We start from the raw sequence: 22948 nt of genomic DNA, 5'->3' as shown, positions 1-22948 counted from the left end.
GAATGGCAAGTATTTTGGTGGTCGACGATGAGATGGGAATTCGTGAGCTTCTCAATGAGATTCTGACGGATGAAGGCCACACTGTTTATGCGGCTGAAAGCGCCATGCAGGCACGCACAATCCGTGAGCAGATGCGGCCCGATCTCGTCTTGCTCGATATCTGGATGCCAGACGTTGATGGTATTGCCTTATTAAAGGAGTGGTCCAAGTCTGGGCAGCTCACAATGCCAGTAGTCATGATGTCAGGCCACGCAACAATTGATACCGCAGTTGAAGCTACGCGTATTGGCGCTCTCAATTTTTTAGAAAAACCTATTGCGCTCCAAAAGTTACTAAAGACGGTTAACAAAGCCCTTGAGAGCTCTCCTAAATATGTAGAGCCGATTGAAGAGAAGGTTTCGTCAGCCGCACCTTCAAGCCAAAGCCCTAAATCGACAGTTAGCGAGCAAACTACGCAAGCTCAGGATGGCGAGTACATCAGCGGGATTGCAAAAACCTATTTTGATTTACCGCTGCGTGAGGCAAGGGACTTATTTGAAAAGGCCTACTTTGAGCACCAAATGATCATCATGGGCGGTAGCATGACCAAGATTTCTGAATATACTGGCCTTGAACGAACCCATTTGTACCGTAAGCTAAAAGCTTTGGGAATTGACACTTCGCGCAATAAGCCTGAGCAATAAATTAGTTCATTAAATGCCGTCTTTGCGACGGATATTGGCGCCAACATCATTTCGAAAATATTCCCATGGAAATAAAGGTTAACTTTCTCGACAAGTTGCGCCTTGAGGCTAAGTTTGATGACTTTACAGTGATCGCTGATCAGCCCATTCGATATAAGGGAGATGGCTCGGCACCAGGACCTTTCGATTATTTTTTGGCCTCATCAGCTTTATGCGCAGCATATTTTGTGAAGCTGTACTGCGACACCCGAAATCTTTCTACCGAGAACATCAGGCTCTCTCAAAATAATATTGTTGATCCAGAAAACCGCTACCAACAAATTTTCAAAATTCAGGTTGAGCTACCCGAAGATATTTCAGCCAGTGATCGTCAGGGAATTTTGCGCTCGATAGAGCGTTGTACAGTTAAAAAAGTAGTGCAAGCTGGACCAGAATTTGTTATTGAGGAGGTAAAGAGTTTGGATGCGGATGCCCAGACCTTATTAACCTTGAAGCCAGATTCAAATGCCAATACTTTTATTTTGGGAAAGGATCTGCCGCTAGAGCAAACCATTGCTAATATGTCTAGCGTATTGGCCAAGCTAGGAATTAAGATTGAAATTGCTTCTTGGCGTAATTTGATTCCCAATGTGTGGTCCTTGCATGTTCGTGATGCGCATTCACCAATGTGCTTTACGAATGGAAAAGGTGCTACGAAGGAAAGCGCCCTTGCCTCAGCCTTGGGTGAGTATATCGAGCGACTTAGCAATAATCATTTTTATGCAGGTGCATTTTTTGGCGAAGATATCGCCACAGGGGATTTTGTTCATTATCCGAATGAGCGCTGGTTTAGGCCAGGCCCTAAAGACTCGCTACCCGGAGAAATTCTTGATGAGTACTGCCTCAATATTTATAACCCTGATGGTGAGTTACGTGGCTCGAATCTAATTGACACCAATTCTGGAAATAGCGAGCGCGGGATTTGTTCCTTGCCATATGTGCGTAAGTCTGATGGTGAAGTTATTTATTTCCCATCCAACCTCATTGAAAATCTCTATGTCAGCAATGGTATGAGTGCTGGTAATACATTGGCTGAAGCCCAGGTGCAATGTTTATCAGAAATTTTCGAGCGGGCAGTTAAGCGTGAAATTCTTGAAGGTGAAATCGCTTTGCCCGACGTGCCGCATGAGGTTCTCGCAAAATATCCCAGCATTCTGGAGGGCATTCAAACCCTTGAAGAGCAGGGCTTCCCAGTGCTAATAAAAGATGCATCTCTTGGAGGAGTTTACCCAGTTATGTGCGTTACTTTAATGAACCCGCGAACTGGTGGAGTATTTGCATCATTTGGCGCACATCCAAGCTTGGAGGTGGCTCTAGAGCGGAGTTTGACGGAGCTACTGCAGGGCCGCAGCTTCGAAGGATTAAATGATTTACCTACGCCAACTTTCGCAAGTGAGGCGGTCACTGAGCCTAATAACTTTGTTGAACATTTCATTGATTCAAGCGGCATTGTCTCTTGGCGATTCTTTAGCGCAAAGTCAGACTACGATTTTGTCGAATGGGATTTTTCTGGGAAAGGCGAAAACTCGAATACTCAGGAAGCGGCAACTTTATTTAGCATTCTTGAGTCTCTAGGTAAGGAAGCTTACGTCACGGTATATGACCAGCTGGGCGCGATTGCCTGCCGAATTTTGGTACCAGGCTACTCTGAGGTTTATCCAATTGAAGATTTAATTTGGGACAATACCAATAAGGCGCTTTTATTCCGCGCTGATATTGTGAATTTATCCAACTTAGATGATGCAAGCTTACTTAAACTACTTGAGCGCCTTGAGAATAACGAATTAGATGAGTATGGCGACATAGCTACACTAATCGGTATTGAATTTGATGAAAACACACCTTGGGGTCAACTAACAGTTTTAGAGTTGAAGCTCCTTATTCATCTTGCTCTAAAACAATTTGAAGAAACCCAAGAGCTCGTTGAGGCATTTCTCCAATACAACGACAACACAGTCGAGCGCAAATTGTTTTATCAGGCCTTGCATGCAGTATTGGAGACCGTGCTGGATGATGGTTTAGAGCTTGATGACTACATAATCAACTTCCGCAGAATGTTTGGCGCTGAAAAAATGGATGCAGTCATAGGCTCGGTAGAGGGAAGTATCCGCTTTTATGGACTAACTCCAACTAGCATGAAGCTGGAGGGCCTCGACAGGCATCATCGCCTAATCGATAGCTATAGAAAACTACATGCGGCAAGAGCTAAATTTGCAGCTAAGGCTACCTAGGGCTTTGGCCTAGTAGGTCACTCGGTAGAGCAGAGGATTGGTTCACTTTTCTCAGCGTTTATAGAAAAGAGTAAGCGCGCCCTAGACATTGCAATACTGGATTTTGCGAGTTTGTCTCAAGTGCTTTCATGGCTGCATCATCTGGATGGAAATCTTTATTAGAAATCGCTTGAATTTTTTTAATCAATAAATCTAAAGCCATCTTTATATCCGCAGAGTGTGGATCAATCTCTGATTTGGATTTATTAATCAACGCATTAGTTTGCATGCTTGCGACCATATACATTCCCTCTAGCAGCGACATCAGTATTTTTTCGGCGACTTGTGCTGAGAGAGCCCCCTGATCTGGCTCGAGCTTTGCGGCTTCAATAATATTAGTGGCATCTAATCTTGCCGCTCTTACAGCCTGAACATGAAGAATGGCGTGCTCAGGGTCAGAGCTGGCTAGTTCGACATATTTTTTACACTCGTCTAGTAAATGAAGAAGGCTGGGAATAATTTTTTTACTAACAAAGACAGGTTTGATATGCGAAATGATTAGTGCTAATGCTCCGCCGATGAGCGTAGCCCCAATTCGCTCCTCTACAAGGACAAGCTCACCTTCTGGGTTGATAAGTCGAACCAAAAATAATACCAACCCAGTAATAAAAAACACTGTAGCAGCATAATTAACTAGCAGACACGCGTAGACAGCAAATGCTGAACCCAAGACTAGTAGCAAAAGAAGCCAGGGCCCTGGGTATAGGGCAGATATAGTTAGTCCAGCAAAAATTGCACCCAATAATGTACCAATAACCCTAGCAAAAATACGGGGTACCGTTCCAGCATAGTCAGGCTTTGTAATCCATGCGATCGTCAGAGGAATCCAAAATTGATTTTGATCTAGTAGGTGAAATCCTAGAATCCATGCGATCGGCAAAGCTACGGCAAGTCTTGCCCCGTGGAGAAAGAAGGTGTTACTAACGGCTAGATTATTTTTAATTGTCTGGAGTGGGTGCCAGACAAAGCTTGAGGCTTTATCTACTTCGGCATGTTTGCCAATCGGAAAGGTGCAGTCGAGCAACTGGTTCGCGCTGGCGATTGATTTCTCAATCGCGATAATTTCTGTACAAGACCTCGGGTTGAGTGCGCCCATAGGCATTATAGGGGCGGGTATTTTGCTCATCTTTCTTAGGCGACCAGGAAATAGGATGCTTTCGCCTAAGATATGGATCTCGGCCCCCAAATATTGGCAATATATATCAAGCGTTTTTCTATTTTCTTGATTGGTTTCGCGTTCTCTGTGATAGGCAAGCGCAATAAGATTGATGCGCATGATTTCACATTGATCTGCAAGAGCTAGCATCCACTGGGCAGTTTTCCCGCTGGCACCGCTTAACGGAATTCCATTACTTACTAGAAATAATGATGATGCAAGCGTAGGAGAAAATAAGCTCGAGGGCTCTTTTTTCGCCGCATCTCCAAGCATGTAATAGGCATTTGCAAGTTGTCGACGCAATGGATAGAAGGTTCTTAGGGGCCATCCAATGAGTGCGAAGGAAAGCTGCAGAAGTCCGCCAGCAAACAGGGCTTCAGCATGTTCAAATATTTCACTTCCAACGGTATATTTTCCTGCGAATAAGCAAAATACCACCAAACTCAACATTCCAATTAAGGAGGCGTGCGGTCCTAAGACTCCAGCAAAGCCACAAATAGCCGCCACGAAGATTGATGAAGTGATGATTAGGGTGTGTGAGCTAGACACTAGCTCACCCAAAAAACCTGCGGCAGTGATGCAGAGTAGAGAGGCGAGCAAAGATCTGGCCAGTATGGGGTAGGGCTCATCTGGGTTAAATATCCCCACAAAAAGCGCTCCGAAAGCTACGCATATCCCAAAACTTAAATTTTGAAAGTAAATTCCACCGGCTAAGGGCAAAGCTAAGCCCAAGGCAAGAAAAAACGAGTTTTGAAAATGAAATTGATACCTATCAAAGCTAAGGGCAGCCCGAACGTGATCTAGGGTGAGATTAAAAGGGTTGATCAACTTGTAGATTAGCTAAGTAAGCGTAACTTTATTATTTGTAGGTGGACTTAATATATAACGGATCTCTAGCTGGGTAAAATTTTTATCTTTTGTCGTACCGATCTGAGTTGGTGATGAGCTCTATGTGGCCAATAGATGCCCACTAAAACGCTTGCTGTTAATATCCTTTTTTGTCAATCAATGCACAACTTAACGGAAATGAATATGCCTTACTGCATAGTTACTTTTTATCCTGGCGGCACAAAAGCTCAATACGACGCTGAAATTGCAGTCGTACATCCCCAGGGTGGCGCAAGTCTTCCAGCCGGACAGCTTACATGCTGCCGGACCATCGCCTGGAGGATGTTCTGTTGTCGCTGTTCATGACTCAAAAGAATCCTGGGAAAAGTTTTTGGGCGATATCTTGTTGCCAACAATTCAGTCTCAAATAAAAAATGGGTTTACAACAGAGCCACAAGTAACCTGCTTTGAAGTTGACCATTTACAAGAGCCTTGATTGTATTTAATGGCGCCAAAAACGACGGGGTATTTAGCTTAAACATGGCGAATGAAGTGCCCTCATCATCAGAGGATTCCTAATAATCAACAGGATGGGCCACAGCAAGAGCATTTTCTCAGCAAAAACACAGTTTCATTTATAATATCCAATCTTGGCCTGGTAGCTCAGTCGGTAGAGCAGAGGATTGAAAATCCTTGTGTCGGTGGTTCGATTCCGCCCCGGGCCACCAAGAAACACCAAAACCACCTTCGGGTGGTTTTTTCATTTGGATTGTCTATTTTGCTTTGGCTAAATCATTAAAGCGTTTTAAGCCCAATTCAGTAAGCTCCACATATCTAGCCCTGCTGTCAGTAGCCGGTCTAAATTGAATCAGCTTTTTTCTAGTTAATTTTTTGAGGGCTGTATGAATTGTGGCTGGCGAAGCAATGCTAGCAAGGCCCAATAAATCACCCACCTTGCTATCCTTTTTGTCGCACCAAAGAAGGGCTATAGCATTCAAAACTTTAATTTGATTGCTATCTAAGCCATAAAACTCATTTATAGCCTCTTCTTGCCTAAGATATTTTATATAAGCCAGTAGCTTTTTATTAATTGGAATTTGTCCCCTCCAACAAACTTTTCTAGCTTCTAATATACTAATTTCATCTTATAAATTTTATAAATTAATTTGCGATCAACTTATGACTGATGATCACGCAGAAAATGCCGTCAGATTACTAGATATAGTCTATGACTTATACGGCAATGACAAAAGGTATCCTTACGAGTCTCTTCCATTTTCTGTCAAAGCTGATGGTGCGGTTGTTCTAAGCGATGATTTAATGACTGAGTTAGAAAAAGACGGCAACAATGATTTAATTGATTGGGCGCATGAAAACATTGTGGGATTGTTTGAATAGACTCTGCTCAGTCTTCAATAGCTTTACTTAAGATTTCATAGCGCTTGTGGGCAAGTTTGGTTAGCACCACCTCTTTAAGCCTTCCATCAGCTTTATTTGACTTGAGGGTGATGAGTTTGGAGTCAACTAAATGCTTTAGTCTTCCATGTATCGTTGCTTGCGATGCCACCTCTTTTAATGACAACAAATCTTTCACATAAAGTATGCTTCGCGCATCATTGGCTTTGGCAATGGCATTTAAAATCAATACATCAGTATTGTTTAAATCTAGCTGACGATTACTTTTTTCTAGAATCGCAAGGTACTTAAAGTATTTGCTTAGTTCAGTCATCTACGCCTTTAAGGCTTAACAATGCCTTAAGCTAAACCTCTAATGCTTATGAAACATTGATTTATATCAATTTTTGGTAAGAGATTAATTGGTCGCCCCAAAAAAGTAACCAAATAGATGCTTTGGCAGTTGACTGGAGAGGTATGGCAACACAATCTGTGCGCACTGAAAAATAGCCCCCCGCAAGATTCTGATTTCATTACCAAATTCGACCAGCACAAGGACGCACAATTTTTAGACAAGTCAAGACTGGTGACTCAAGCCCTTGAAATCAAAGCGAAAGCGGTCTATCGGAGGATATTTGAAAATCCTTGTGTCGGTGGTTCGATTCCGCCCCGGGCCACCAAGAAACACCAAAACCACCTTCGGGCGGTTTTTTCATTTGGGGGTTTGATGGAGATGTCGTTTAAAACGACATTACAGTCTACTTTCTGTAATATCCAATTATGGAATTGGCGAATCAAATCTTTTTTGTTGTCTTCTCATTAATTGGTCTGGGATTATTTTTTGTTGCCCTATATCAATATCAAGTAAATAAGGGGGATGGATTTAGCATCTACTACCCTTTGAGCTTGGGTATTTTCTCTCTATCCTCTTTTTGTTTTGGCATTGCTTTATGGACCCATAAGTTCTTTCTCACCATAGCTAATACCTCGTTTATTGTCTCCATTCTTTTGTTGGTATTTCTATACCGTTCTTGGAATCAACGCCCGTTTACCAAGTTACAAGCCTTTCTATTGTGGCTTATTCCAGTCGCCATCTTCTTTTACTATGACCACTTGAGGGTATTACCAGAAACCTTTAAACAACGTGTAGCCCTAATCACAATAACTCAAGAGTTGCTTCTGGTGTGGCAAATATGGGAGCTGGTAAAACACTACAAAGCAAACAAAACCAAGGTATTGAAGTGGCTCATTTTTTTATCAGCGTTTACTTTGATTGGAGAAATTTGTAGAACGCTTTGGGTGTTGATTGGAAGTACTCAAACCAATTTCTTTTTATATGCTCACGATGCTCTTGCCTTAACTCTTTTGTGGATTGGTTACGGCAGCACGATATTAATCTATGTAGCCCTCGGTAGTTTTTACTTAGAAAAGCAGATTAAAAAAGAAAACCAAATCGCTAACGTTTTAAAGAACACTCAAGAAGAGAATGAAAAAATTACTGAGCTCTTAAAAGAAAAAGAACGTCTTATCTATGGCTTGATGAAAGCCAATAAGACCGCGGCTACGGGGGCCCTATCCGCATCAATTGCTCATGAGCTTAATCAACCACTTGGTGCCTCTAATCTCAATATCCAGTTTCTTAAGATGAAGCTGGAAAAAGGGGCGCTTAATCCCGAGCTGGGCAGAGAGATTTTGGATTCTTTAGAAGAGGACAACAAGAGGGCGGCAACAATTGTCAAATCTCTCAGGTCAATATTTACTGAAGGCGAGTCGAATGCTCAAGAAGTCCGGTTAAGTGATTTGATAGCAAAAGTTCTAGATATTGTTAAACCTGAGCTTAAGACTAAGAACATTAAAATTCAATTACGGGTTGAAGATAATTTAGTGATTAGAGTTAATTCTTCTGAAATTGAACAAGTCATCTTAAATTTGCTTAATAATGCCGCCCAAGCCTTGGCTAACTCGGGAACACTCCAGCGACGTATTGCTATAGAGGCCGTTAAAACGGGCAATTCAGTCTGCCTTAGTGTTTCTGACAATGGCACAGGTGTGCTGGCTGAATTTAAACCACAACTATTTGAGTTATTGAGCACTACTAAGCAGACTGGTATGGGACTAGGACTATGGCTTTGTAAGCATATCGTCACTAGATATAGTGGTGCGATCCACTATGAAGATGCTGTTGGCGGTGGCGCTAGGTTTGTAGTGAGGTTACCCTCAGCAGTCACGGGATAGAGTCAGACATCCTCAGCTCTGGTTCGATTCTGCTCCGGGACACCAAGAAACACTAAAACCACTTTCGGGTGATTTTTTCGTTTGGGCTATCGGATAAGGTTATATGACTTAGGACTTTTAACCCTAGTTGCTTGCTCCAATTGATATATGTACAATGTACATATAACTTCATTGCGATTTGAATGGGAACCCAAAAAATCTTCAGCCAATCTAAAGAAACACGGCATTTCTTTTGAAGAAGCAAAATCTGTGTTTTATGATGAAGGTGCTAAGTTAATTTCCGATCCGGACCATTCAGAGGATGAAGACAGATTTATCTTGCTGGGAGTGAGCCATTCCCTTCGCGTAATTTTGGTGTGCCATTGCTATCGAAGTGAGGACAATGTCGTTCGAATCATTTCGGCTCGTAAGGCAACCCCTAAAGAGTCAAAAGCTTATTAAAGGTGATGAAGATGCGTAAAGAATATGATTTCTCAAAAGCTCGTAAAAACCCATATGCTTCTATGCTCAAGAAGCCTATAACTATTAGATTGGATGAGGATTCAGTGAGCTACTTCAAATCTATATCAGAAGAGGTAGGCATTCCTTATCAAAGCCTCATTAATCTCTATTTGAGAGATTGTGCCGCTTCGCATAAGAAATTGAACCTTAGCTGGAAGTAGTCTAGGGGTAGGATAAGTATCCCCTGAGGTCCTGGTTCGATTCCATCCCGGGGCGCCAAGAAACACTAAAACCAACTTTAGATGCTTTCACATTTGGATCAGCAGATTTACTTTCAGGGTTTTGGAGTATCGCCGTAGGGGGCAAGTGCTATATGATTAAAATGTATCTAGTCGCAATCTTCACTTGAAGCCAGTTCAAAGGAGCCTTGATGATGTCTAAGATAAATAAATTATGGAGTTTTGTATTTGTACTAAGTAGCGTTTTAACTTTAATCGGATTGCCGGAGAATGCGCAGGCACAAGAATATCCAAATAGGCCGATCAAAATGATCATCCCATTCTCGCCAGGCGGAGCTTCTGATTTAGTGGGTAGGATTTTGCAGACAAAACTAGGAGAAGTTTTAGGCCAGCCCATCATTATTGAAAACAAGCCGGGAGCATCAGGGAATATCGGGATGGAAATGGCAGCAAAATCTGCGCCAGATGGTTACACCTTATTTCTAGGTAATATTGGAACGATGGCAATTAACCCCGCCTTATACCCAAATATTAAGGTGAACCCATTAAAGGATTTTATCCCCATCACAGAGGTGGTTGACGTCCCAAGCGCACTGGTCACAAATGCATCATTTCCGGTAAATACGGTCGCTGAACTCATTACCTATCTAAAAGCAAATCCTGGTAAATTTAATTATGCCTCTCCCGGTTCTGGTAGCGCCAATCGTCTACAAACTGAGCGCTTTATGGGGCTGACTGGAACTAAGTTAGCTCATATTCCTTACAAGGGTGGCGCTGGTCCTGCAACGGTTGGCATGATTGGCGGTGAGACACAAATGATGTTTGTCACCCTATCCTCCGCTCAAGAATTTATTAAGTCAGGTCGATTAAAAGGACTCGCTGTAACTAGCCCAAACCGAATGCCTGAGTTACCCAATGTTCCCACCATCTCTGAGGCTGGATTTAAAGATTTGACTGGCGGTTCCTGGCAAATTTTAGCGGTGCCAGCAGGAACACCTCGGGATATTGTAAATAAGCTTTATACCGCAACAGTTGCCACAATGATGATGCCTGAGATTAGGGATAAGCTAGAAAGGCAAGGCGCTATTGTATTAACAAGCAAATCCCCCGAGGCTGCTCGCGAGTTTTTAAATAACGAAACGCAAAGGTGGGGTAAAGTCGTTAAAGACACAGGTGCAACCCCTGACTAAGAAAGCAAAATCTTTTATTCAGGGTGGGTTAACGTTATTTACCCAAAGAATTTTTACTCTGGATTTGCTTTATCGGCAACCAGAGTAAGAGATCCTTAGTCCTAGTAGATTCCCCCAGGCCACCAAGAAATACTCAAACCACCTTCGGGTGGTTTTTTCATTTAGCACTTAGTTTGTTTAGACGTAATTATTGCCTGATATCACTATCAAGAATCGACCTTGAAAATGACAAATTAATAATTCATCCTCGTGTCGATCAAGCATCGATTTGAGTAACGCTCATCAAGTGCCAGTACTCGCAATGTCGTTTTAAACGACAATATAAATTCATCATAAACAGTAGGAGACAGATCATGTATAAGCTCATTGCTTTTGATGCCTATGGCACATTGTTTGATGTGTACTCCATGGGACAGTTGGCAGAGGAGTTATTTCCAGGGCATGGCCAAGCATTTGCGTTGATGTGGCGTGACCGCCAAATTGAATACACCCGCCTTGTGACCATGAGCGATCCCAACCCGAGCGGCAGTAAACACTATCTTCCATTTTGGGAGTTGACGATTCGTTCTTTACGGTATGTTTGTAAGCGTATGAGCTTAAACCTCACGCCAGAATATGAGAAGCAACTGATGGATCAGTATGCCAAACTCACTGGTTTTGAAGATAGCCTGACTGTTCTAAAAACCATTAAACAAAAAGGCTTATCTACAGCCATACTATCCAATGGAAGCAGGGAGATGCTCGCTACTGTGGTGGAGAGTAATGGACTGAATCCCTACTTAGATGAAGTGGTGACGATTGAAGATGTGCGTTTATTTAAAACAGACCCTCAGGCCTATGAGCTTTTGCTAAAGACCTTTCCAGTCAAGAAAGAAGAAATTCTATTTGTATCTAGTAATGCATGGGATGCTCTAGCGGCAAAGTGGTATGGCTTCGATGTATTTTGGGTCAATCGCCTTGGGCATCCTTTTGAAGAAATTGGTGAAAAGCCGAACTATGAAGGCACTTCGTTGACCAAAGTTTTAAAAGTTATTTGATAAGGCCTTAATGAAGAAATTAAATACCCTCTTATTGAGCGCTTTATTGCTGATCCCATTTTCAGCAAGTGCCCAACTCTTCGATGCTATCCGTGGTCATGTACAAGACCTGAAGGTACGCTTTGATGACCATCAAAAAATTGAAGGTGACATCATTAAGCGAGGACAAATTGATAAAAACGCTAAAGGACAAGATTTGATACACAACTCCTCTGGTGAGTGGTTGTTAGTCAAGGTTGGCGATCAATTATTTTTACAATCAAGCGAAGACTTTAGGTCTAGCCCTGGGCCAGACTATCATATCTATATCAGCAGTAAATCTGCTATTAAAGATAACGATGAGTTTAGCGCTCAACAGATTGAAGTCAGTCGCGTTAAAAAACCCAACGGCGCCGCTTTTTATCTTTTAAAGACACAAAATCCAGAAGATATCAACAGCATGTTGATTTGGTGTAAGCAATTTAAAGAGTACATCGGTTCAGCTGATTTGCGCCCTGTAAAGTAGGTCATATTTCCCCTCTCAAGATTCGGACTTCATTCAAAAAATCAACCGTTATAAGCATGTACAATTTTTTGACAAGTCTAGGCTGGTGACTCAAGCTCTTGAAGGCGAAGCGGTATAGCGGAGGATATTTAAAAATCCTTGTGTCGGTGGTTCGATTCCACTCAAGGCAACCAAGAAACACTCAAACCACCGTCGGGTGGTTTTTTGATTTAATTAAAGTGGATTATTGAGGTGGCCAGTTTTTACATAGATGAGTGCGCCCTCTGATTTGGTGAAGGGTGCGTGTTTACTATATCGAGGGCTTCTTATCCATGTTCCGGCGGGATATGATCCATGCTCATCATGAAATACACCTTTGAGAACAAATATTTCTTCTCCGCCTGGATGAATATGGGGATTAAAAATTATATTTGGCGCCCAGCGAACTAAAGCTGTTCCAACGCCATCAAATTCATGAAGTGGCATTACAGATAGTCCGGGAACTAATCCAAGATGCCATGTGGCTGTTGTTGTATCTATTTTCACTATTGAAGCATCTTGGGCATTAAATTGCCTTAGTTTTACAAATAATATACAACCTTCTTTTGAGTATGGAGTGTGTTTGCTGTTGGGTGGATTGCGAATGTAGGTGCCAGCTGGATAGTCACCATGCTCATCAGAAAATCTACCCTCAAGAACTAGAATTTCTTCCCCGCCGCCGTGAATATGTTCAGTGAAAGAAGATTCGGGGCTGTATTTAACCAATGAACTGGCTCGCGCAAGTTCATTGCCAATTCGATCAAGATATTTTCTTTCGATGCCTGATACAGGCGATAAGCTCCAGCCTAGGTCCAAGGTATTAATCACTGCCTTCTGGGAAAAGTCCGAATTAATATTCATTTATACATTCACATAGAAAGCTATCAGCTTACTGGAAATAGAGTTGAACATCCTAGATCCGGATCCTTAATGACCCCAGGCTGTAATGAGGGAGTTACTTTTTACATTCTCAAAACCCCCGTAGAAATGTCTGCCCCTCAGCTGACACAGTTTAAGAAAATTTTCCCAATGAATGCAAGGCCAGTAATGCCCTTAAACGGTCGCAAGGTGACAGAGGGCAGTTAACGGAGTTAGGCATCTTGGCCCTGTGCAATGCCCCCTTGGGTTAACAAGAATCACCAAAACCACCTTCGGGTGGTTTTTTCGTTTGGGCTAGCGGATAGGCTTAGGCGCCATTAGGACTGGATATCCATCCGCGGTCTATGTAATTAAAACTTCTATACGCTACTATTAGACTATTCATAGTTAATGTTCCAAATATGAGCCAATCTAAAAAGATTATTGCCTACATTAATCTTGCCCACTTCATAGATCATTACGCCATGCTGATCTTTGCGGCGGCAGTAATTGTTATTGCCCCTACTTTTCATATGAAGTACGGAGAATTACTTCCGTACGCTACCCCTGGGTTTATTGCTTTTGGCGCCGGTTCATTGCTTACGGGATGGTTAGGCGATAAGTGGAGTCGACGCAATATGATGGCCATTTTCTTTTTTGGAATGGGGTTAACTCTTCTCGGCGTTTCTTGTATTCAAACACCCCTTCAATTAGGCATCATGCTTTTATTGATTGGAATGATAGCCTCTATTTACCATCCAGTTGGTACTGCGATGCTTGTTTCTAATGCAGAAAAATTAGGAAAAGAAATGGGTATCAATGGTGTCTGGGGAAATGTTGGCGTCGCTTCTTCAGCCCTCATTACCGGCGTTATTACTCAATACTTTGGATGGCGCATCTCATTTCTAGTGCCGGCAGTCATTTGCTTGCTTGTTGGTTTTTTATATTTACGAAGTATTCCACGCTCAGTGGATCAGATTGTTAAAAAATCTTCAGCGGGTTCAGCCCGGGTATCAAAGTCCGTAATGATCTGGGTCGTGGCATCACTTGTCATAACAGTCATCGCCAGCTCTACGACTTTTAATGCAATTACAGTTGCTTTGCCAAAATTGTTTCAAGAGAGACTCTCAAACCTAACAACTAACACCGCAGCCTTGGGAATCATTACTTTTTTTGTGTACTTATTTGGCGCACTTGCCCAATACATCATTGGAAACCTACTAGATAAGTACCCTCTTAAAAATGTATTCCTACCTTTAGCAATTCTGATTGTTCCAATGCTTTATTTAGCTTCCACAATAAGCGATTATTGGTTAATTGTTTTAGCGATAGGTATTATTGTGGCCATCTTTGGGCAAGTGACGGTAAACGATACGATGCTTGGGAAATATACGGCTGATGAGTGGAGGGGTCGTGCTTATGCGGCAAGATACTTTTTAGGTTTTACTGCCGCAGGGCTATCAGTAGGATTGGTTTCTATTCTTTACAACCAAGGCGGTTTCGATTTGATGCTAAAGGCTACTGCTGGGCTGAGCTTGCTTACGGTTATTGGGGCACTTATTTTTCCTAAAGAAGATAAGGCTAGTTAATTAATTTAAGTGCATATTGCTTTATTAAAAATTAATACGCAATTTCAGCATACTGGTAATTTCCTCTCGCAAGATTCTAATTTCACCGCTAAATTTAACCGACGCAAGGATGCACAATTTTTAGGTAAGTTAAGGCTGGTGACCCAAGCCCTTGAGGGCGAAAGTTGGCTTAGGCGGACAATTGAAGGCCCTTCTTCCAGCCTTCGATGCCGCCCCAGACTGCTAAGGGATGCTAAAACCACCTTCGGGTAGTTTTTTTAACTTAGGTATCTGCTATAAATTAATAAAAAGACCTATGGAGTAAATATGACTCAATCTTCACGCCGTAATTTCCTGAAAACTTCCGCAATTAGCACAGTAGCTATTGCCGGCGCATCTGGTGTCATGACAGATTCTGCTGGGGCGCAATCAATGCCCAGAAAGTCTAATATTCAAAGTAGGGCCAATGAAATATCTCATAAATTATTTGATGATGATGGCCTTTCAATACCTATTGCCATCAAGCCTACGCCTTCAAAATTAGCAAAGGGACTTGATCGAGCCATGGTACTCGGCGGCGGCGGAGAATATTACATCGCCTGGTATTGTGGATTTTTTCATGGCCTGTTTGAAGCGGGGCTGGACATGGCCCAACTCCCTGAAATAGTAGTTGGAACTTCTGCTGGGTCGTATATGGGCTCATCACTCCTCTCAGGGCAATTTGCCCGTCTACGAACAGAGTTTGATTTTTTTGGGAAGTTTCCTGAGATTTTTGCAAAGCTCGCACCATTAACAAAACCCAATATTAGTCAGATGAGGGCCGATCAAATTAATATGAGTGCGACTGATGGCAGCATAGAGACTCGCAAAATAATTGGCAATGCTGCTTTAGCGGCTAACAATAAATTGAATGGCGAACGCATTGAAAATTTAGTCGCATTATTAACGGGTGACAGTAAAAAAGATTGGCCAGCTAGCCGAATGTACACAACTGGTATTGATTGCTATACAGGTGAACGGATTGTTGTAGGGCAACAAGTTGCTAGAAAGAATGGCATTCCCTTGACCCATGGCGCTGCTGCAAGTAGCTCTTTACCCGGAGTTGCTGGACCAACATTATTAGGTCAACGCTATGTCATGGATGGTGGAATTTGCTCTAATCCAGCGCACGTTGATTTGGTCGCCGGGTCTAAAAGAGCCCTAATCATTACTCTGACTGATGGGGTGACAGGAGCAATACTAACCACTATTCCTCATCCTGTTGCGCAAAATATTGAAGATATTAAGGCGACTGGTACCAAGGTAAAGTGGATCGTTGCTGGCACACCCAAGGATGTTGACTTACTTGACCCAAGGCAAATAGCTGGAGCATTAAGAATCGGATATGAACGATCAAAAATTGAGGCGCCAAAAATCAAAGAATTTTGGGCATAAGATGAGACGCCTGCAGTCGCAATGATTTCTCTATGGGCCTAAGAAGTAAAAACCATTAGTGGGTATTTTTTTATAGCCGAAATAGTTCATGTTCCAACAATAGTATAGAGTTCTATAGGCGATTAATCCTATTTGAATATATAAGTTTGAGGGTCTGAAATGAAGTGCTTATTCGGTATATGTGCCTTAGTTTTTTTTAATGGTGTGATGGCTCAAACAATGACCCCGGTTCTGATAGAGGTTGATGCTGGTAGAGAGGTGGGAGTTTTTTCAAAATCTCCTGTTATACAGCGAGCCATTCTACTCAAGCCCTCCATTCCATCTGATACAGCGTTACTGTTTTATCGTGGCTGGTCTGGTATTGCTAATATCAAATCCGAAAATGATTGGAAAAGGAATTTGAATTATTTGCGAAACAATACGGAATTATTTTCTCAGGCGGGGATAGCTTTGGTTGTGATGGATTGCCCCAGTGATGAAAATAGTGTTGCCCCAGGAAATACTCCGCTAGCTTGTAACGATGACTATCGTTCTTCCTTGAAACATGCTGAGGACGTCAAAAAAATAATAGCGATCCTAAAAGAAAAGTATGGAATCACTAAGTTTTATATCATGGGCCATAGCTACGGAACCATTTCCTCAAAGTGGCTTGCTAAAAATCTAGGAAATGAAATACAGGGAAGTATTCATTCCGCAGCTATGACGCGAGCTAATGCTCGTAATAGAGCTTATGGCTATTCTGTAGAGTCATTTGATATGAGTGCAATAAAGGCGCCCGTGCTAAATGTTCACCATGGTAATGATCAGTGCGTTAGTACTCCCTACTCAACCGTGTCAGCATATTCAAAGAATAATTTAGTCACCGTAAAAGGCGGAGAAGGTACGGGGGATGTATGCGGTGGAACCCATTTGCATTCAATGGGTGGCATGGAGGAGGACACCTCAAAAGCAGTCATCAAGTGGATTAAAACTGGTCAAGTTCAATCTATTGTTGGGGAGTAGCCCCCATTCAGACTGGCCTTGAATAAAGCAATGCTTTTTAAGTCTTTGACGTAAAAATTAATTTGGGAACAGCATTGCAGGATTATTTCTGCAATGCTGTTTTACCAATGGAGTGCGCAAATCTATTTACTAGTCCAGCTTGATACCTAATTTTTTAGTAATAGCGCCGTATTTAGAGACTTCATTTTGAATTAGGCTCGCAAATTGTTCGGGGCTGTTGCTGGTGGCATCCGCACCATTTTTATCCATTGCTGCCTTGAAGTCTGGTGTTGCTGCAATAGCGACGAGCTCTTTATTCAATCTATCAATAATGGGCTTTGGTGTTCCAGCTGGTGCTAGCACTCCCAACCATAAAGCTGCCTCAAATCCAGGATAACCTAGCTCTGCAACAGTAGGAACGTCTGGGAGGGCTGGTGAGCGTTTAGTCGTGCCTACTGCAAGCGCACGCAGTTTATTCTGTTTGGCATGCTGCAGTAATGCTGGCATGGATCCAAAGAGTACCTGTACCTGATTGGAAAGTATGGCTAAGTCTGCATCAGCATTGCCTTTATAAGGCACGTGAGTCATTTTCATGCCAGTAACATCATTTAGCATTTCCATAGCAAGTTGAGTTGTAGAGCCATTGCCAGCCGAGGCAAAATTGAGCTTACCGGGCTGACTTTTAGCTAGGGTAACTAATTCGGCCAAAGTTTTGGCTGGAAGTTCGGGGTTAACTACCAGCAAGTATGGAGTTACAGCCACAAGAGAGATTGGGGAAAAACTCTTAACTGAATCATAGCCAAGCTTGGAATATGCCCCGGGTGCTACCGCCATTGTGCTGGTTGTTCCCAGTGTAAGCGTGTAACCATCAGGGGCTGCTTTAGCAGCAGCATCGGTACCAATGGTGCCGCCAGCACCGCCTCTATTTTCAACCACAATAGCCTGACCTAAGCGCTCGCTCAATTTTTGAGCAACGATGCGTCCCACAATATCAGTTGAGCCGCCGGCAGGAAAGGCAACGATTAGACGGATTGGTTTATTGGGATAGTCAGACTGAGCATTTGCAACTAAGGGTGAGCTTACTAAAACAGCGGACATTAAAAACGGCTTGATGAGTTGAGATAAGTTGCGTTTCATTCTATAGTCTCCTACTTTGTTATTTTTGGAATATCGCTACGATAAGGTAGCATAAACTTTTAAAAAAAACTATAGAGGTTTGGTATTATCAATTTTGTTTAAGAGTTCTTATCTTTTTCATTTAAATGAGAGTCTTAGTGTAGACATCATCAAATTAACCCCGAAAGGACAGTAATGAGCGCAGAATTTGTGATTGACCCCCCTCAAGTTAACTCAATCCCAGTGGAGGGCGATGCCCGGCGCTTTGCGGTGAATCGCATTTTTTGCGTTGGTAGAAATTATGCAGATCATGCTCGTGAAATGGGACATGACCCAGACCGAGAGCCACCGTTCTTTTTTATGAAGCCAGCTACTACGGTTGTGACAGACGGTAAAGATATGGCTTATCCAAGCTTGTCAAATGATGTGCATCACGAAATTGAAATGGTGGTCGCGATTGGTAAAGGCGGCTCAAATATTTCTCCTGAAAAAGCGCTTGATCATGTTTGGGGTTATGGCGTTGGCTTGGATATGACGCGTCGTGATTTGCAGGGTGAGGCTAAGAAAATGGGCCGTCCATGGGACACTGGAAAGGCATTTGATCAGTCAGCCCCTTGTTCCGCCCTGGTGCCGGTTAGCAAATGCGGCCATCCAAGCAAAGGCGCAGTTCAGCTTTTCGTCAATAATGAGTTGCGTCAAGAAGGTGATTTAAACCAGCTTATTTGGAACGTACCGGATACCATTGCTTACCTTTCAACATTATTTACTCTTGAAGCTGGTGATTTGATTTTCTCTGGTACGCCAGCTGGTGTAGCCGCAGTTAAAAAAGGCGATGTTCTTAAAGGGCATGTTGCAGGATTGCCTGATTTAACCGTAAGGATTGTTTAATATTTAGACTCCAGAGCGACTTATAAATTTTTATATCTCCAAGATTTACAAACCACCTTCGGGTGGTTTTTTATTTCTCGGGCTCGAAAAATAGCCATGTAATCGCTAAGGATAGGCGTACAGTGGTCATATCAGGGAGGGGCCATGAAAGCGATTACACCCACTAACGAAGAGCTACAAATTCTAGAGGTCTTACGGGCTCATAGACGAAAGCATCGCAAGGGTTTTCCAATCAAGATTTCAAGTCACATCGAAGATGATATTTCGGGGCTAACTATTGGCCAAAAAATTTCAGATGTAGTTGCAAAAACCGTGGGCTCTTGGAAATTCGTGATTATTCAAAGCACGATTATTTTTGTTTGGATTGCCTATAGCTCGATAGATGGATCAGATACATGGGATCCCTACCCATTTATCTTACTTAATCTCATGCTTTCATTTCAGGCGGCATATACTGCGCCGGCAATTATGATGAGTCAAAATCGACTCTCAGAAATTGATCGTCAACAGGCTGGTAATGATTTTGAAGTCAATGTGAAGGCGGAATTAGAGATTGAGCTGCTGCACCAAAAAATTGATCTCTTAAAAGAAAAAGAGCTATTTAATTTAACTAAATCAGTTGAGGCTCTCGGTAAAAAATTGGATAACTTTCTTAAGTAGGCCATATTAATGCGCTCTAAAAATCTGGCATGAAGCAGGCCCTCTATTTATTTCTGATTACATTGTCTGGCATTGCCTTCGCTCAAGAGTCGTCGAATCCTTACGGATTAAAGGTGGCCGTCACTAGATTAGGTGATCGCTTTCAGGTGAATGCGAGCTATGAAGTCCCAATTAGCCCATGCGAAGCTTTTGCATTTATTACCGACTATGAGGGTGCCAAAAATTTACCTGGCATAGTAGATTCAAAGGTGCTCTCAAGATCGGGGAATAAAGTGAGGGTCGCCCGTTTACTAGAAGAAAGAGTGCTGTTCATCTCATTTGAGGTACGCTCTGAATTGGAGTACCTAGAGTTTCCTAGCAAGGCATTGCTGTTTGAGCAGGTGAATGGAGACACAAAGTATTACAAGGGAAGTTGGCAACTATTACCCGAGAAGAATTTCACGACGTTTAAATATGATGCGCAAGTTGAGCCAAACTCTTTAGTGCCATCCGTAGTAATTGAATTCTTCATTAAAAATGGACTGCGGCAGCAGTTTGAGGCAATGGCTGAAACAGCCTCTCTAAAGAAGTCGGCATCGGCAAAAGCTTGTAGATAAATTAAGCCTCAGTAGGTTAAGATTTAATTTATGAAAAACCTTAGTCAATTACCTAACGATCTTCCTGTTCCCCAGGATGATGGTGCTGCCGATCATCTGGTGGGCATGGCCTTGCCTGCAATCTCATTGAGCGCAACTACGAGTATCCAATTTCCCCTCAGCAAGGTGAAAGGCCGCTTAGTGATTTACTGCTACCCTATGACGGGCCAGCCTAATGTCGCACTCCCGGATGGATGGGACCAAATCCCAGGAGCCAGGGGATGCACCCCACAGAGCTGCGCATTTAGAGATCACTACCAAGAGCTACGCTCACTGGGTGCGGAAGTTGTAGGCTTGAGTGTGCAATCCACTGAATACCAGCAAGAAATGGCAGATCGTCTCCATTTACCTTTTCCAGTGTTAAGTGATGATAGTTATCTGCTTCAGCGCGCTTTGCAATTGCCTACTTTTGTTGCCGCTGGAATGACCTTGTTAAAGCGCCTCACCCTCATTGTGAATAATGGTGTGATCGAAGTTGTCCATTACCCCATCTTTCCAAGCGACAGCGATCCAGAGTGGGTGGTGAACTATTTAAAAAATAATCCCGCATAATTTTTTTAGCAAACCCCATTCTCCCGGCATTAGGAGTCTAAGACTTGGGGCAAAAGGGCAGCAATCTCAGCCCAAAAACTCTGTAAATGTAATGTAGCGGCGCTTTTTCGCAGTGCATTACTCCGTGTGTAAGCCTATATGTTGCTTTGCAGCAATTTTTCCTTGCTATGCCCAAAATAAACTATTAATATGATGCAGTGCAACAAATAACCTCTTAAAGGAAATACTATGTTCAAAAATCAATTTGCAGAAAATCAAGCTAAATCCGTAGAAAGCGCACGTGCACTGGGTCAAACTGCTCTTGAGAATGCTCAAGAGCTGGGAGAAATTCATTACCAAGCAGCTCAGCAAGCTGTGGCAAATGCCCAGGCGAAAGCCGCTGAGTTATTGAAGGGCAAGGATGCAAAAGCAGCTTTAGACCTTCTGCAAAGCCCAGAAGTCCAAGAAGCTATCGCTGAAGTAGCTGCTTATCAGAAAAAAATAGCAGCAGTGCTGCGACGCGGAAACCAAGAGTTAGTTGAGGCTGTGGAGGCTGCTATTGATCAATCACAGGATGACTTGAAGAGTTTTATCGCCACAGCAACATCAAAGGCGCCAGCTGGATCGGAGGCATATGTGAGCGCATTTACATCTGCATTCAATACAGCAATGCAAAATTTCGATCAGGTGCGTTCAACGACTCAAGATGCCTTTGCAAACTTTGAAAAAAGTGTAGAAACCGTAATGAAGAATGCCCAGGGTCAATTCAGTCAGGCCACCAAGGCAGCAAAAAGCAACGCCAAGTAATTAGTAGATAATAGATATATAGAAGACCCCGTGAAGACGGGGTTTTTTTTGGTGGTGTTACTACAAAAATTTTTGAGAAAATAGCAATATAGTCGCCAAATAATGCTGAAAGAAGGCACACTTTAAATTCTTGAGGAAAACGAATGAATCGCATTATGTTGTTAGGAAAAATTCACAGAGCAACTGTGACAGAGGCAGACTTACACTATGAGGGCTCGTGTGGAATCGATGAGGACTTGCTTGATGCTGCCGATATGCGCGAGTTTGAAAAGATCGAGCTCTACAACATTAATAATGGCGAACGTTTCTCAACATACATCATTAAAGCAAAGCGCGGCTCTGGGATTATTTCTTTGAATGGCGCTGCTGCTCGCAAGGCACATGTTGGCGACCACCTTATTATTTGTACATATGGCCAAGTAAGCCACGATGAGCTTGCAAAGCATGTTCCCAAGATTGTTTTGTTAGGTGAAGGCAATACCATCAAAGAAATTAAGAAAGTCAATTAATGTCTGACTAATCCTATAAATATTAGATATCAGCATATTGGTAAGTAAGAATAAAAAAACTAAAGACCACCTTCGGGTGGTTTTTTATATTTAATTCTTGATAATATGATCCATCTAATTTACTTTGAAAAACACCATGAAAATTGCCCGCCATACTCTTATCTTATTGGTATCCTTATTGATGCTTGGTGCTTGCTCTAAGCAGGAGTCTAGCGTGATAAGGGTGGCCGTATCCCCTGCAGTACCCCCAATGCTCTTTGAAAAAGATGGTAATTACACGGGCATAGACTTAGAGATATTTGAAGGCTACTGTAAGTCAAGGGCTTGCACATTTAAAATGACTGCGTACGATTGGCTGGGCATGCTAGGTGCGGTAACCAGCGGACAAGCCGATGTAGCATTCTCAGGAATCTCCATTACCGATAAGCGTAAAGAGGTAATGGATTTTTCTAAGCCCTACTTCACCAGCACATGGGATTTAATAGGTTTAAAAAACCGAAATATTAAGATTACCGATTTATCGCAGTTAAAAAAATATAGCATTGCCTACCCAACTGGCAGCGTCTTTGATGATTATGTAAAAAATGTGTTGCAGCCAAAAGGCTACTATTCAGTTGAACGGGTAAAGTTATATCCATCGCCAACAGAAGCATTAATTGCCTTACAAAATGGTAATGTGGACTTGGTATTTGTTGACAGTGTTATGCTAGCCAATTATCAAAAATCCTTAAATCTTCCGGTTAGTAGTAGCTACCAAGTGGTGGGATTTGATAATCTAGGATTTGCTTTCAAAAAAGGCTCTAAGCTACGCGATGACTTTAACCTTTATCTTACTGAGCTAGGCCCAGAAAAATTAAAAGAGATTATTAATCGCTGGACTCAATAAATTTGAGCGATTCCAATAGATTGGGTTAAAGTGTTCTCA

At 42.4% G+C, this 22948-nt stretch carries 26 protein-coding genes and 1 tRNA gene; 22 read left to right on the top strand and 5 right to left on the bottom strand.

Annotated features, from left to right (window positions below; genetic code table 11):
* Positions 1-2: 2 nt before the first annotated feature.
* Entirely contained in the window at positions 3-683 is a 681-nt protein-coding gene (locus tag ICN43_RS01210) for a response regulator (protein ID WP_216196855.1), read from the top strand.
* Positions 684-748: 65 nt separating this feature from the next.
* Positions 749-2953, top strand: coding sequence for an OsmC domain/YcaO domain-containing protein (locus ICN43_RS01205; protein WP_216196854.1), 2205 nt, complete (start codon positions 749-751; stop codon positions 2951-2953).
* A 58-nt stretch (positions 2954-3011) separates the two neighbouring features.
* Here ICN43_RS01205 and ICN43_RS01200 read toward each other — a convergent pair whose 3' ends face one another.
* Positions 3012-4796, bottom strand: coding sequence for an FUSC family protein (locus tag ICN43_RS01200; RefSeq protein WP_216196853.1), 1785 nt, complete (start codon positions 4794-4796; stop codon positions 3012-3014).
* Positions 4797-5241: 445 nt separating this feature from the next.
* On the opposite strand from ICN43_RS01200, the gene ICN43_RS01195 reads away from it, so the two are divergent.
* Together ICN43_RS01195 and ICN43_RS01190 are read left to right on the top strand one after the other, a co-directional pair.
* Positions 5242-5472, top strand: coding sequence for a hypothetical protein (locus ICN43_RS01195; RefSeq protein WP_216196852.1), 231 nt, complete (start codon positions 5242-5244; stop codon positions 5470-5472).
* A gap of 156 nt (positions 5473-5628) precedes the next feature.
* Positions 5629-5704, top strand: a tRNA-Phe gene (locus ICN43_RS01190).
* A 45-nt stretch (positions 5705-5749) separates the two neighbouring features.
* Here ICN43_RS01190 and ICN43_RS01185 read toward each other — a convergent pair.
* On the bottom strand, positions 5750-5929 hold the full coding sequence (locus tag ICN43_RS01185; protein ID WP_216196851.1) for a hypothetical protein: 180 nt from the start codon (positions 5927-5929) through the stop codon (positions 5750-5752).
* A gap of 226 nt (positions 5930-6155) precedes the next feature.
* Here ICN43_RS01185 and ICN43_RS01180 point away from each other — a divergent pair, with 226 nt between their 5' ends.
* Positions 6156-6374 (top strand): hypothetical protein, encoded by a 219-nt coding sequence (locus ICN43_RS01180; RefSeq protein WP_216196850.1) that lies wholly within the window; start codon positions 6156-6158, stop codon positions 6372-6374.
* A gap of 7 nt (positions 6375-6381) precedes the next feature.
* Here ICN43_RS01180 and ICN43_RS01175 read toward each other — a convergent pair whose 3' ends face one another.
* Positions 6382-6705, bottom strand: coding sequence for a helix-turn-helix domain-containing protein (locus ICN43_RS01175; RefSeq protein WP_216196849.1), 324 nt, complete (start codon positions 6703-6705; stop codon positions 6382-6384).
* A 446-nt stretch (positions 6706-7151) separates the two neighbouring features.
* On the opposite strand from ICN43_RS01175, the gene ICN43_RS01170 reads away from it, so the two are divergent.
* From ICN43_RS01170 to ICN43_RS01145, 6 genes are all read left to right on the top strand, one after another.
* Positions 7152-8606, top strand: a complete 1455-nt coding sequence (locus ICN43_RS01170) for an ATP-binding protein (protein ID WP_216196848.1) — start codon at positions 7152-7154, stop codon at positions 8604-8606.
* Positions 8607-8753: 147 nt separating this feature from the next.
* The gene (locus ICN43_RS01165) at positions 8754-9047 is read left to right on the top strand and encodes a BrnT family toxin (RefSeq protein ID WP_216196847.1); all 294 of its coding nucleotides are present in this window, start codon (positions 8754-8756) and stop codon (positions 9045-9047) included.
* Between the two features lie 5 nt (positions 9048-9052).
* Entirely contained in the window at positions 9053-9268 is a 216-nt protein-coding gene (locus ICN43_RS01160; RefSeq protein WP_370623139.1) for a BrnA antitoxin family protein, read from the top strand.
* A gap of 209 nt (positions 9269-9477) precedes the next feature.
* The gene (locus ICN43_RS01155; RefSeq protein ID WP_216196845.1) at positions 9478-10476 is read left to right on the top strand and encodes a tripartite tricarboxylate transporter substrate binding protein; all 999 of its coding nucleotides are present in this window, start codon (positions 9478-9480) and stop codon (positions 10474-10476) included.
* Positions 10477-10829: 353 nt separating this feature from the next.
* Positions 10830-11513 carry a haloacid dehalogenase type II gene (locus ICN43_RS01150; protein ID WP_216196844.1) on the top strand — a complete coding sequence of 228 codons (684 nt, stop codon included), beginning with the start codon at positions 10830-10832 and terminating at the stop codon, positions 11511-11513.
* A 10-nt stretch (positions 11514-11523) separates the two neighbouring features.
* Positions 11524-12018, top strand: a complete 495-nt coding sequence (locus tag ICN43_RS01145) for a DM13 domain-containing protein (protein ID WP_216196843.1) — start codon at positions 11524-11526, stop codon at positions 12016-12018.
* A 213-nt stretch (positions 12019-12231) separates the two neighbouring features.
* Here the strand turns inward: ICN43_RS01145 and ICN43_RS01140 are convergent, their stop codons facing one another.
* Positions 12232-12897 (bottom strand): cupin domain-containing protein, encoded by a 666-nt coding sequence (locus ICN43_RS01140; protein ID WP_216196842.1) that lies wholly within the window; start codon positions 12895-12897, stop codon positions 12232-12234.
* A gap of 69 nt (positions 12898-12966) precedes the next feature.
* Here ICN43_RS01140 and ICN43_RS01135 point away from each other — a divergent pair, with 69 nt between their 5' ends.
* The 4 genes from ICN43_RS01135 to ICN43_RS01120 all read left to right on the top strand — a co-directional run bounded on the left by ICN43_RS01135 (position 12967) and on the right by ICN43_RS01120 (position 16898).
* A complete protein-coding gene (locus tag ICN43_RS01135; RefSeq protein WP_216196841.1) occupies positions 12967-13122 on the top strand; it encodes a carbonic anhydrase family protein in 156 nt (51 codons plus the stop codon).
* Positions 13123-13316: 194 nt separating this feature from the next.
* Complete coding sequence (locus ICN43_RS01130; RefSeq protein WP_216196840.1) at positions 13317-14483, top strand: MFS transporter; 1167 nt, start codon at positions 13317-13319, stop codon at positions 14481-14483.
* Between the two features lie 306 nt (positions 14484-14789).
* Positions 14790-15896 carry a patatin-like phospholipase family protein gene (locus tag ICN43_RS01125; protein WP_216199805.1) on the top strand — a complete coding sequence of 369 codons (1107 nt, stop codon included), beginning with the start codon at positions 14790-14792 and terminating at the stop codon, positions 15894-15896.
* A gap of 159 nt (positions 15897-16055) precedes the next feature.
* Complete coding sequence (locus ICN43_RS01120; protein ID WP_216196839.1) at positions 16056-16898, top strand: alpha/beta hydrolase; 843 nt, start codon at positions 16056-16058, stop codon at positions 16896-16898.
* 129 nt (positions 16899-17027) lie between these two features.
* Here ICN43_RS01120 and ICN43_RS01115 read toward each other — a convergent pair whose 3' ends face one another.
* Complete coding sequence (locus tag ICN43_RS01115; protein ID WP_216196838.1) at positions 17028-18014, bottom strand: tripartite tricarboxylate transporter substrate binding protein; 987 nt, start codon at positions 18012-18014, stop codon at positions 17028-17030.
* Positions 18015-18188: 174 nt separating this feature from the next.
* Between ICN43_RS01115 and ICN43_RS01110 the strand changes: the two genes are divergently transcribed.
* The 7 genes from ICN43_RS01110 (at position 18189) to ICN43_RS01080 (ending at position 22909) form a co-directional block, all read left to right on the top strand.
* Positions 18189-18881: a fumarylacetoacetate hydrolase family protein gene (locus ICN43_RS01110; protein ID WP_216196837.1), complete on the top strand. Its 693-nt coding sequence runs from the start codon at positions 18189-18191 to the stop codon at positions 18879-18881.
* A 144-nt stretch (positions 18882-19025) separates the two neighbouring features.
* A complete protein-coding gene (locus tag ICN43_RS01105) occupies positions 19026-19541 on the top strand; it encodes a DUF1003 domain-containing protein (protein WP_216196836.1) in 516 nt (171 codons plus the stop codon).
* Between the two features lie 29 nt (positions 19542-19570).
* Complete coding sequence (locus ICN43_RS01100) at positions 19571-20137, top strand: SRPBCC family protein (RefSeq protein ID WP_216196835.1); 567 nt, start codon at positions 19571-19573, stop codon at positions 20135-20137.
* Positions 20138-20167: 30 nt separating this feature from the next.
* Positions 20168-20728 (top strand): peroxiredoxin, encoded by a 561-nt coding sequence (locus ICN43_RS01095; RefSeq protein WP_216196834.1) that lies wholly within the window; start codon positions 20168-20170, stop codon positions 20726-20728.
* A 228-nt stretch (positions 20729-20956) separates the two neighbouring features.
* The gene (locus ICN43_RS01090) at positions 20957-21514 is read left to right on the top strand and encodes a phasin family protein (RefSeq protein ID WP_216196833.1); all 558 of its coding nucleotides are present in this window, start codon (positions 20957-20959) and stop codon (positions 21512-21514) included.
* Positions 21515-21657: 143 nt separating this feature from the next.
* Positions 21658-22023 carry an aspartate 1-decarboxylase gene (gene panD, locus ICN43_RS01085; RefSeq protein ID WP_216196832.1) on the top strand — a complete coding sequence of 122 codons (366 nt, stop codon included), beginning with the start codon at positions 21658-21660 and terminating at the stop codon, positions 22021-22023.
* A 136-nt stretch (positions 22024-22159) separates the two neighbouring features.
* Complete coding sequence (locus ICN43_RS01080; RefSeq protein WP_370623138.1) at positions 22160-22909, top strand: transporter substrate-binding domain-containing protein; 750 nt, start codon at positions 22160-22162, stop codon at positions 22907-22909.
* Positions 22910-22948 lie beyond the last annotated feature (39 nt).

The organism is Polynucleobacter sp. UK-Mo-2m-Kol15, from assembly GCF_018881505.1.
In the GTDB taxonomy this organism is placed as follows: Bacteria; Pseudomonadota; Gammaproteobacteria; order Burkholderiales; family Burkholderiaceae; genus Polynucleobacter.
Note: the sequence above shows the minus strand (reverse complement) of the source record. Positions and strands in the feature narration are given on the sequence as shown.

Excerpts from the sequence above, each read along its gene's own strand:
- ICN43_RS01160 (WP_370623139.1), top strand. The coding sequence starts at position 9,053 with ATGAAGATGCGTAAAGAATATGATTTCTCAAAAGCTCGTAAAAACCCA.
- ICN43_RS01180 (WP_216196850.1), top strand. The coding sequence starts at position 6,156 with ATGACTGATGATCACGCAGAAAATGCCGTCAGATTACTAGATATAGTC.
- ICN43_RS01120 (WP_216196839.1), top strand. The coding sequence starts at position 16,056 with ATGAAGTGCTTATTCGGTATATGTGCCTTAGTTTTTTTTAATGGTGTG.
- ICN43_RS01090 (WP_216196833.1), top strand. The coding sequence starts at position 20,957 with ATGTTCAAAAATCAATTTGCAGAAAATCAAGCTAAATCCGTAGAAAGC.
- ICN43_RS01175 (WP_216196849.1), bottom strand. The coding sequence starts at position 6,705 with ATGACTGAACTAAGCAAATACTTTAAGTACCTTGCGATTCTAGAAAAA.
- ICN43_RS01150 (WP_216196844.1), top strand. The coding sequence starts at position 10,830 with ATGTATAAGCTCATTGCTTTTGATGCCTATGGCACATTGTTTGATGTG.
- ICN43_RS01125 (WP_216199805.1), top strand. The coding sequence starts at position 14,790 with ATGACTCAATCTTCACGCCGTAATTTCCTGAAAACTTCCGCAATTAGC.
- ICN43_RS01105 (WP_216196836.1), top strand. The coding sequence starts at position 19,026 with ATGAAAGCGATTACACCCACTAACGAAGAGCTACAAATTCTAGAGGTC.
- ICN43_RS01210 (WP_216196855.1), top strand. The coding sequence starts at position 3 with ATGGCAAGTATTTTGGTGGTCGACGATGAGATGGGAATTCGTGAGCTT.
- ICN43_RS01205 (WP_216196854.1), top strand. The coding sequence starts at position 749 with ATGGAAATAAAGGTTAACTTTCTCGACAAGTTGCGCCTTGAGGCTAAG.
- ICN43_RS01080 (WP_370623138.1), top strand. The coding sequence starts at position 22,160 with ATGAAAATTGCCCGCCATACTCTTATCTTATTGGTATCCTTATTGATG.
- ICN43_RS01115 (WP_216196838.1), bottom strand. The coding sequence starts at position 18,014 with ATGAAACGCAACTTATCTCAACTCATCAAGCCGTTTTTAATGTCCGCT.
- ICN43_RS01165 (WP_216196847.1), top strand. The coding sequence starts at position 8,754 with ATGTACAATGTACATATAACTTCATTGCGATTTGAATGGGAACCCAAA.
- ICN43_RS01170 (WP_216196848.1), top strand. The coding sequence starts at position 7,152 with ATGGAATTGGCGAATCAAATCTTTTTTGTTGTCTTCTCATTAATTGGT.
- ICN43_RS01145 (WP_216196843.1), top strand. The coding sequence starts at position 11,524 with ATGAAGAAATTAAATACCCTCTTATTGAGCGCTTTATTGCTGATCCCA.
- panD (WP_216196832.1), top strand. The coding sequence starts at position 21,658 with ATGAATCGCATTATGTTGTTAGGAAAAATTCACAGAGCAACTGTGACA.
- ICN43_RS01110 (WP_216196837.1), top strand. The coding sequence starts at position 18,189 with ATGAGCGCAGAATTTGTGATTGACCCCCCTCAAGTTAACTCAATCCCA.
- ICN43_RS01135 (WP_216196841.1), top strand. The coding sequence starts at position 12,967 with ATGACCCCAGGCTGTAATGAGGGAGTTACTTTTTACATTCTCAAAACC.
- ICN43_RS01140 (WP_216196842.1), bottom strand. The coding sequence starts at position 12,897 with ATGAATATTAATTCGGACTTTTCCCAGAAGGCAGTGATTAATACCTTG.
- ICN43_RS01100 (WP_216196835.1), top strand. The coding sequence starts at position 19,571 with ATGAAGCAGGCCCTCTATTTATTTCTGATTACATTGTCTGGCATTGCC.
- ICN43_RS01095 (WP_216196834.1), top strand. The coding sequence starts at position 20,168 with ATGAAAAACCTTAGTCAATTACCTAACGATCTTCCTGTTCCCCAGGAT.
- ICN43_RS01155 (WP_216196845.1), top strand. The coding sequence starts at position 9,478 with ATGATGTCTAAGATAAATAAATTATGGAGTTTTGTATTTGTACTAAGT.
- ICN43_RS01130 (WP_216196840.1), top strand. The coding sequence starts at position 13,317 with ATGAGCCAATCTAAAAAGATTATTGCCTACATTAATCTTGCCCACTTC.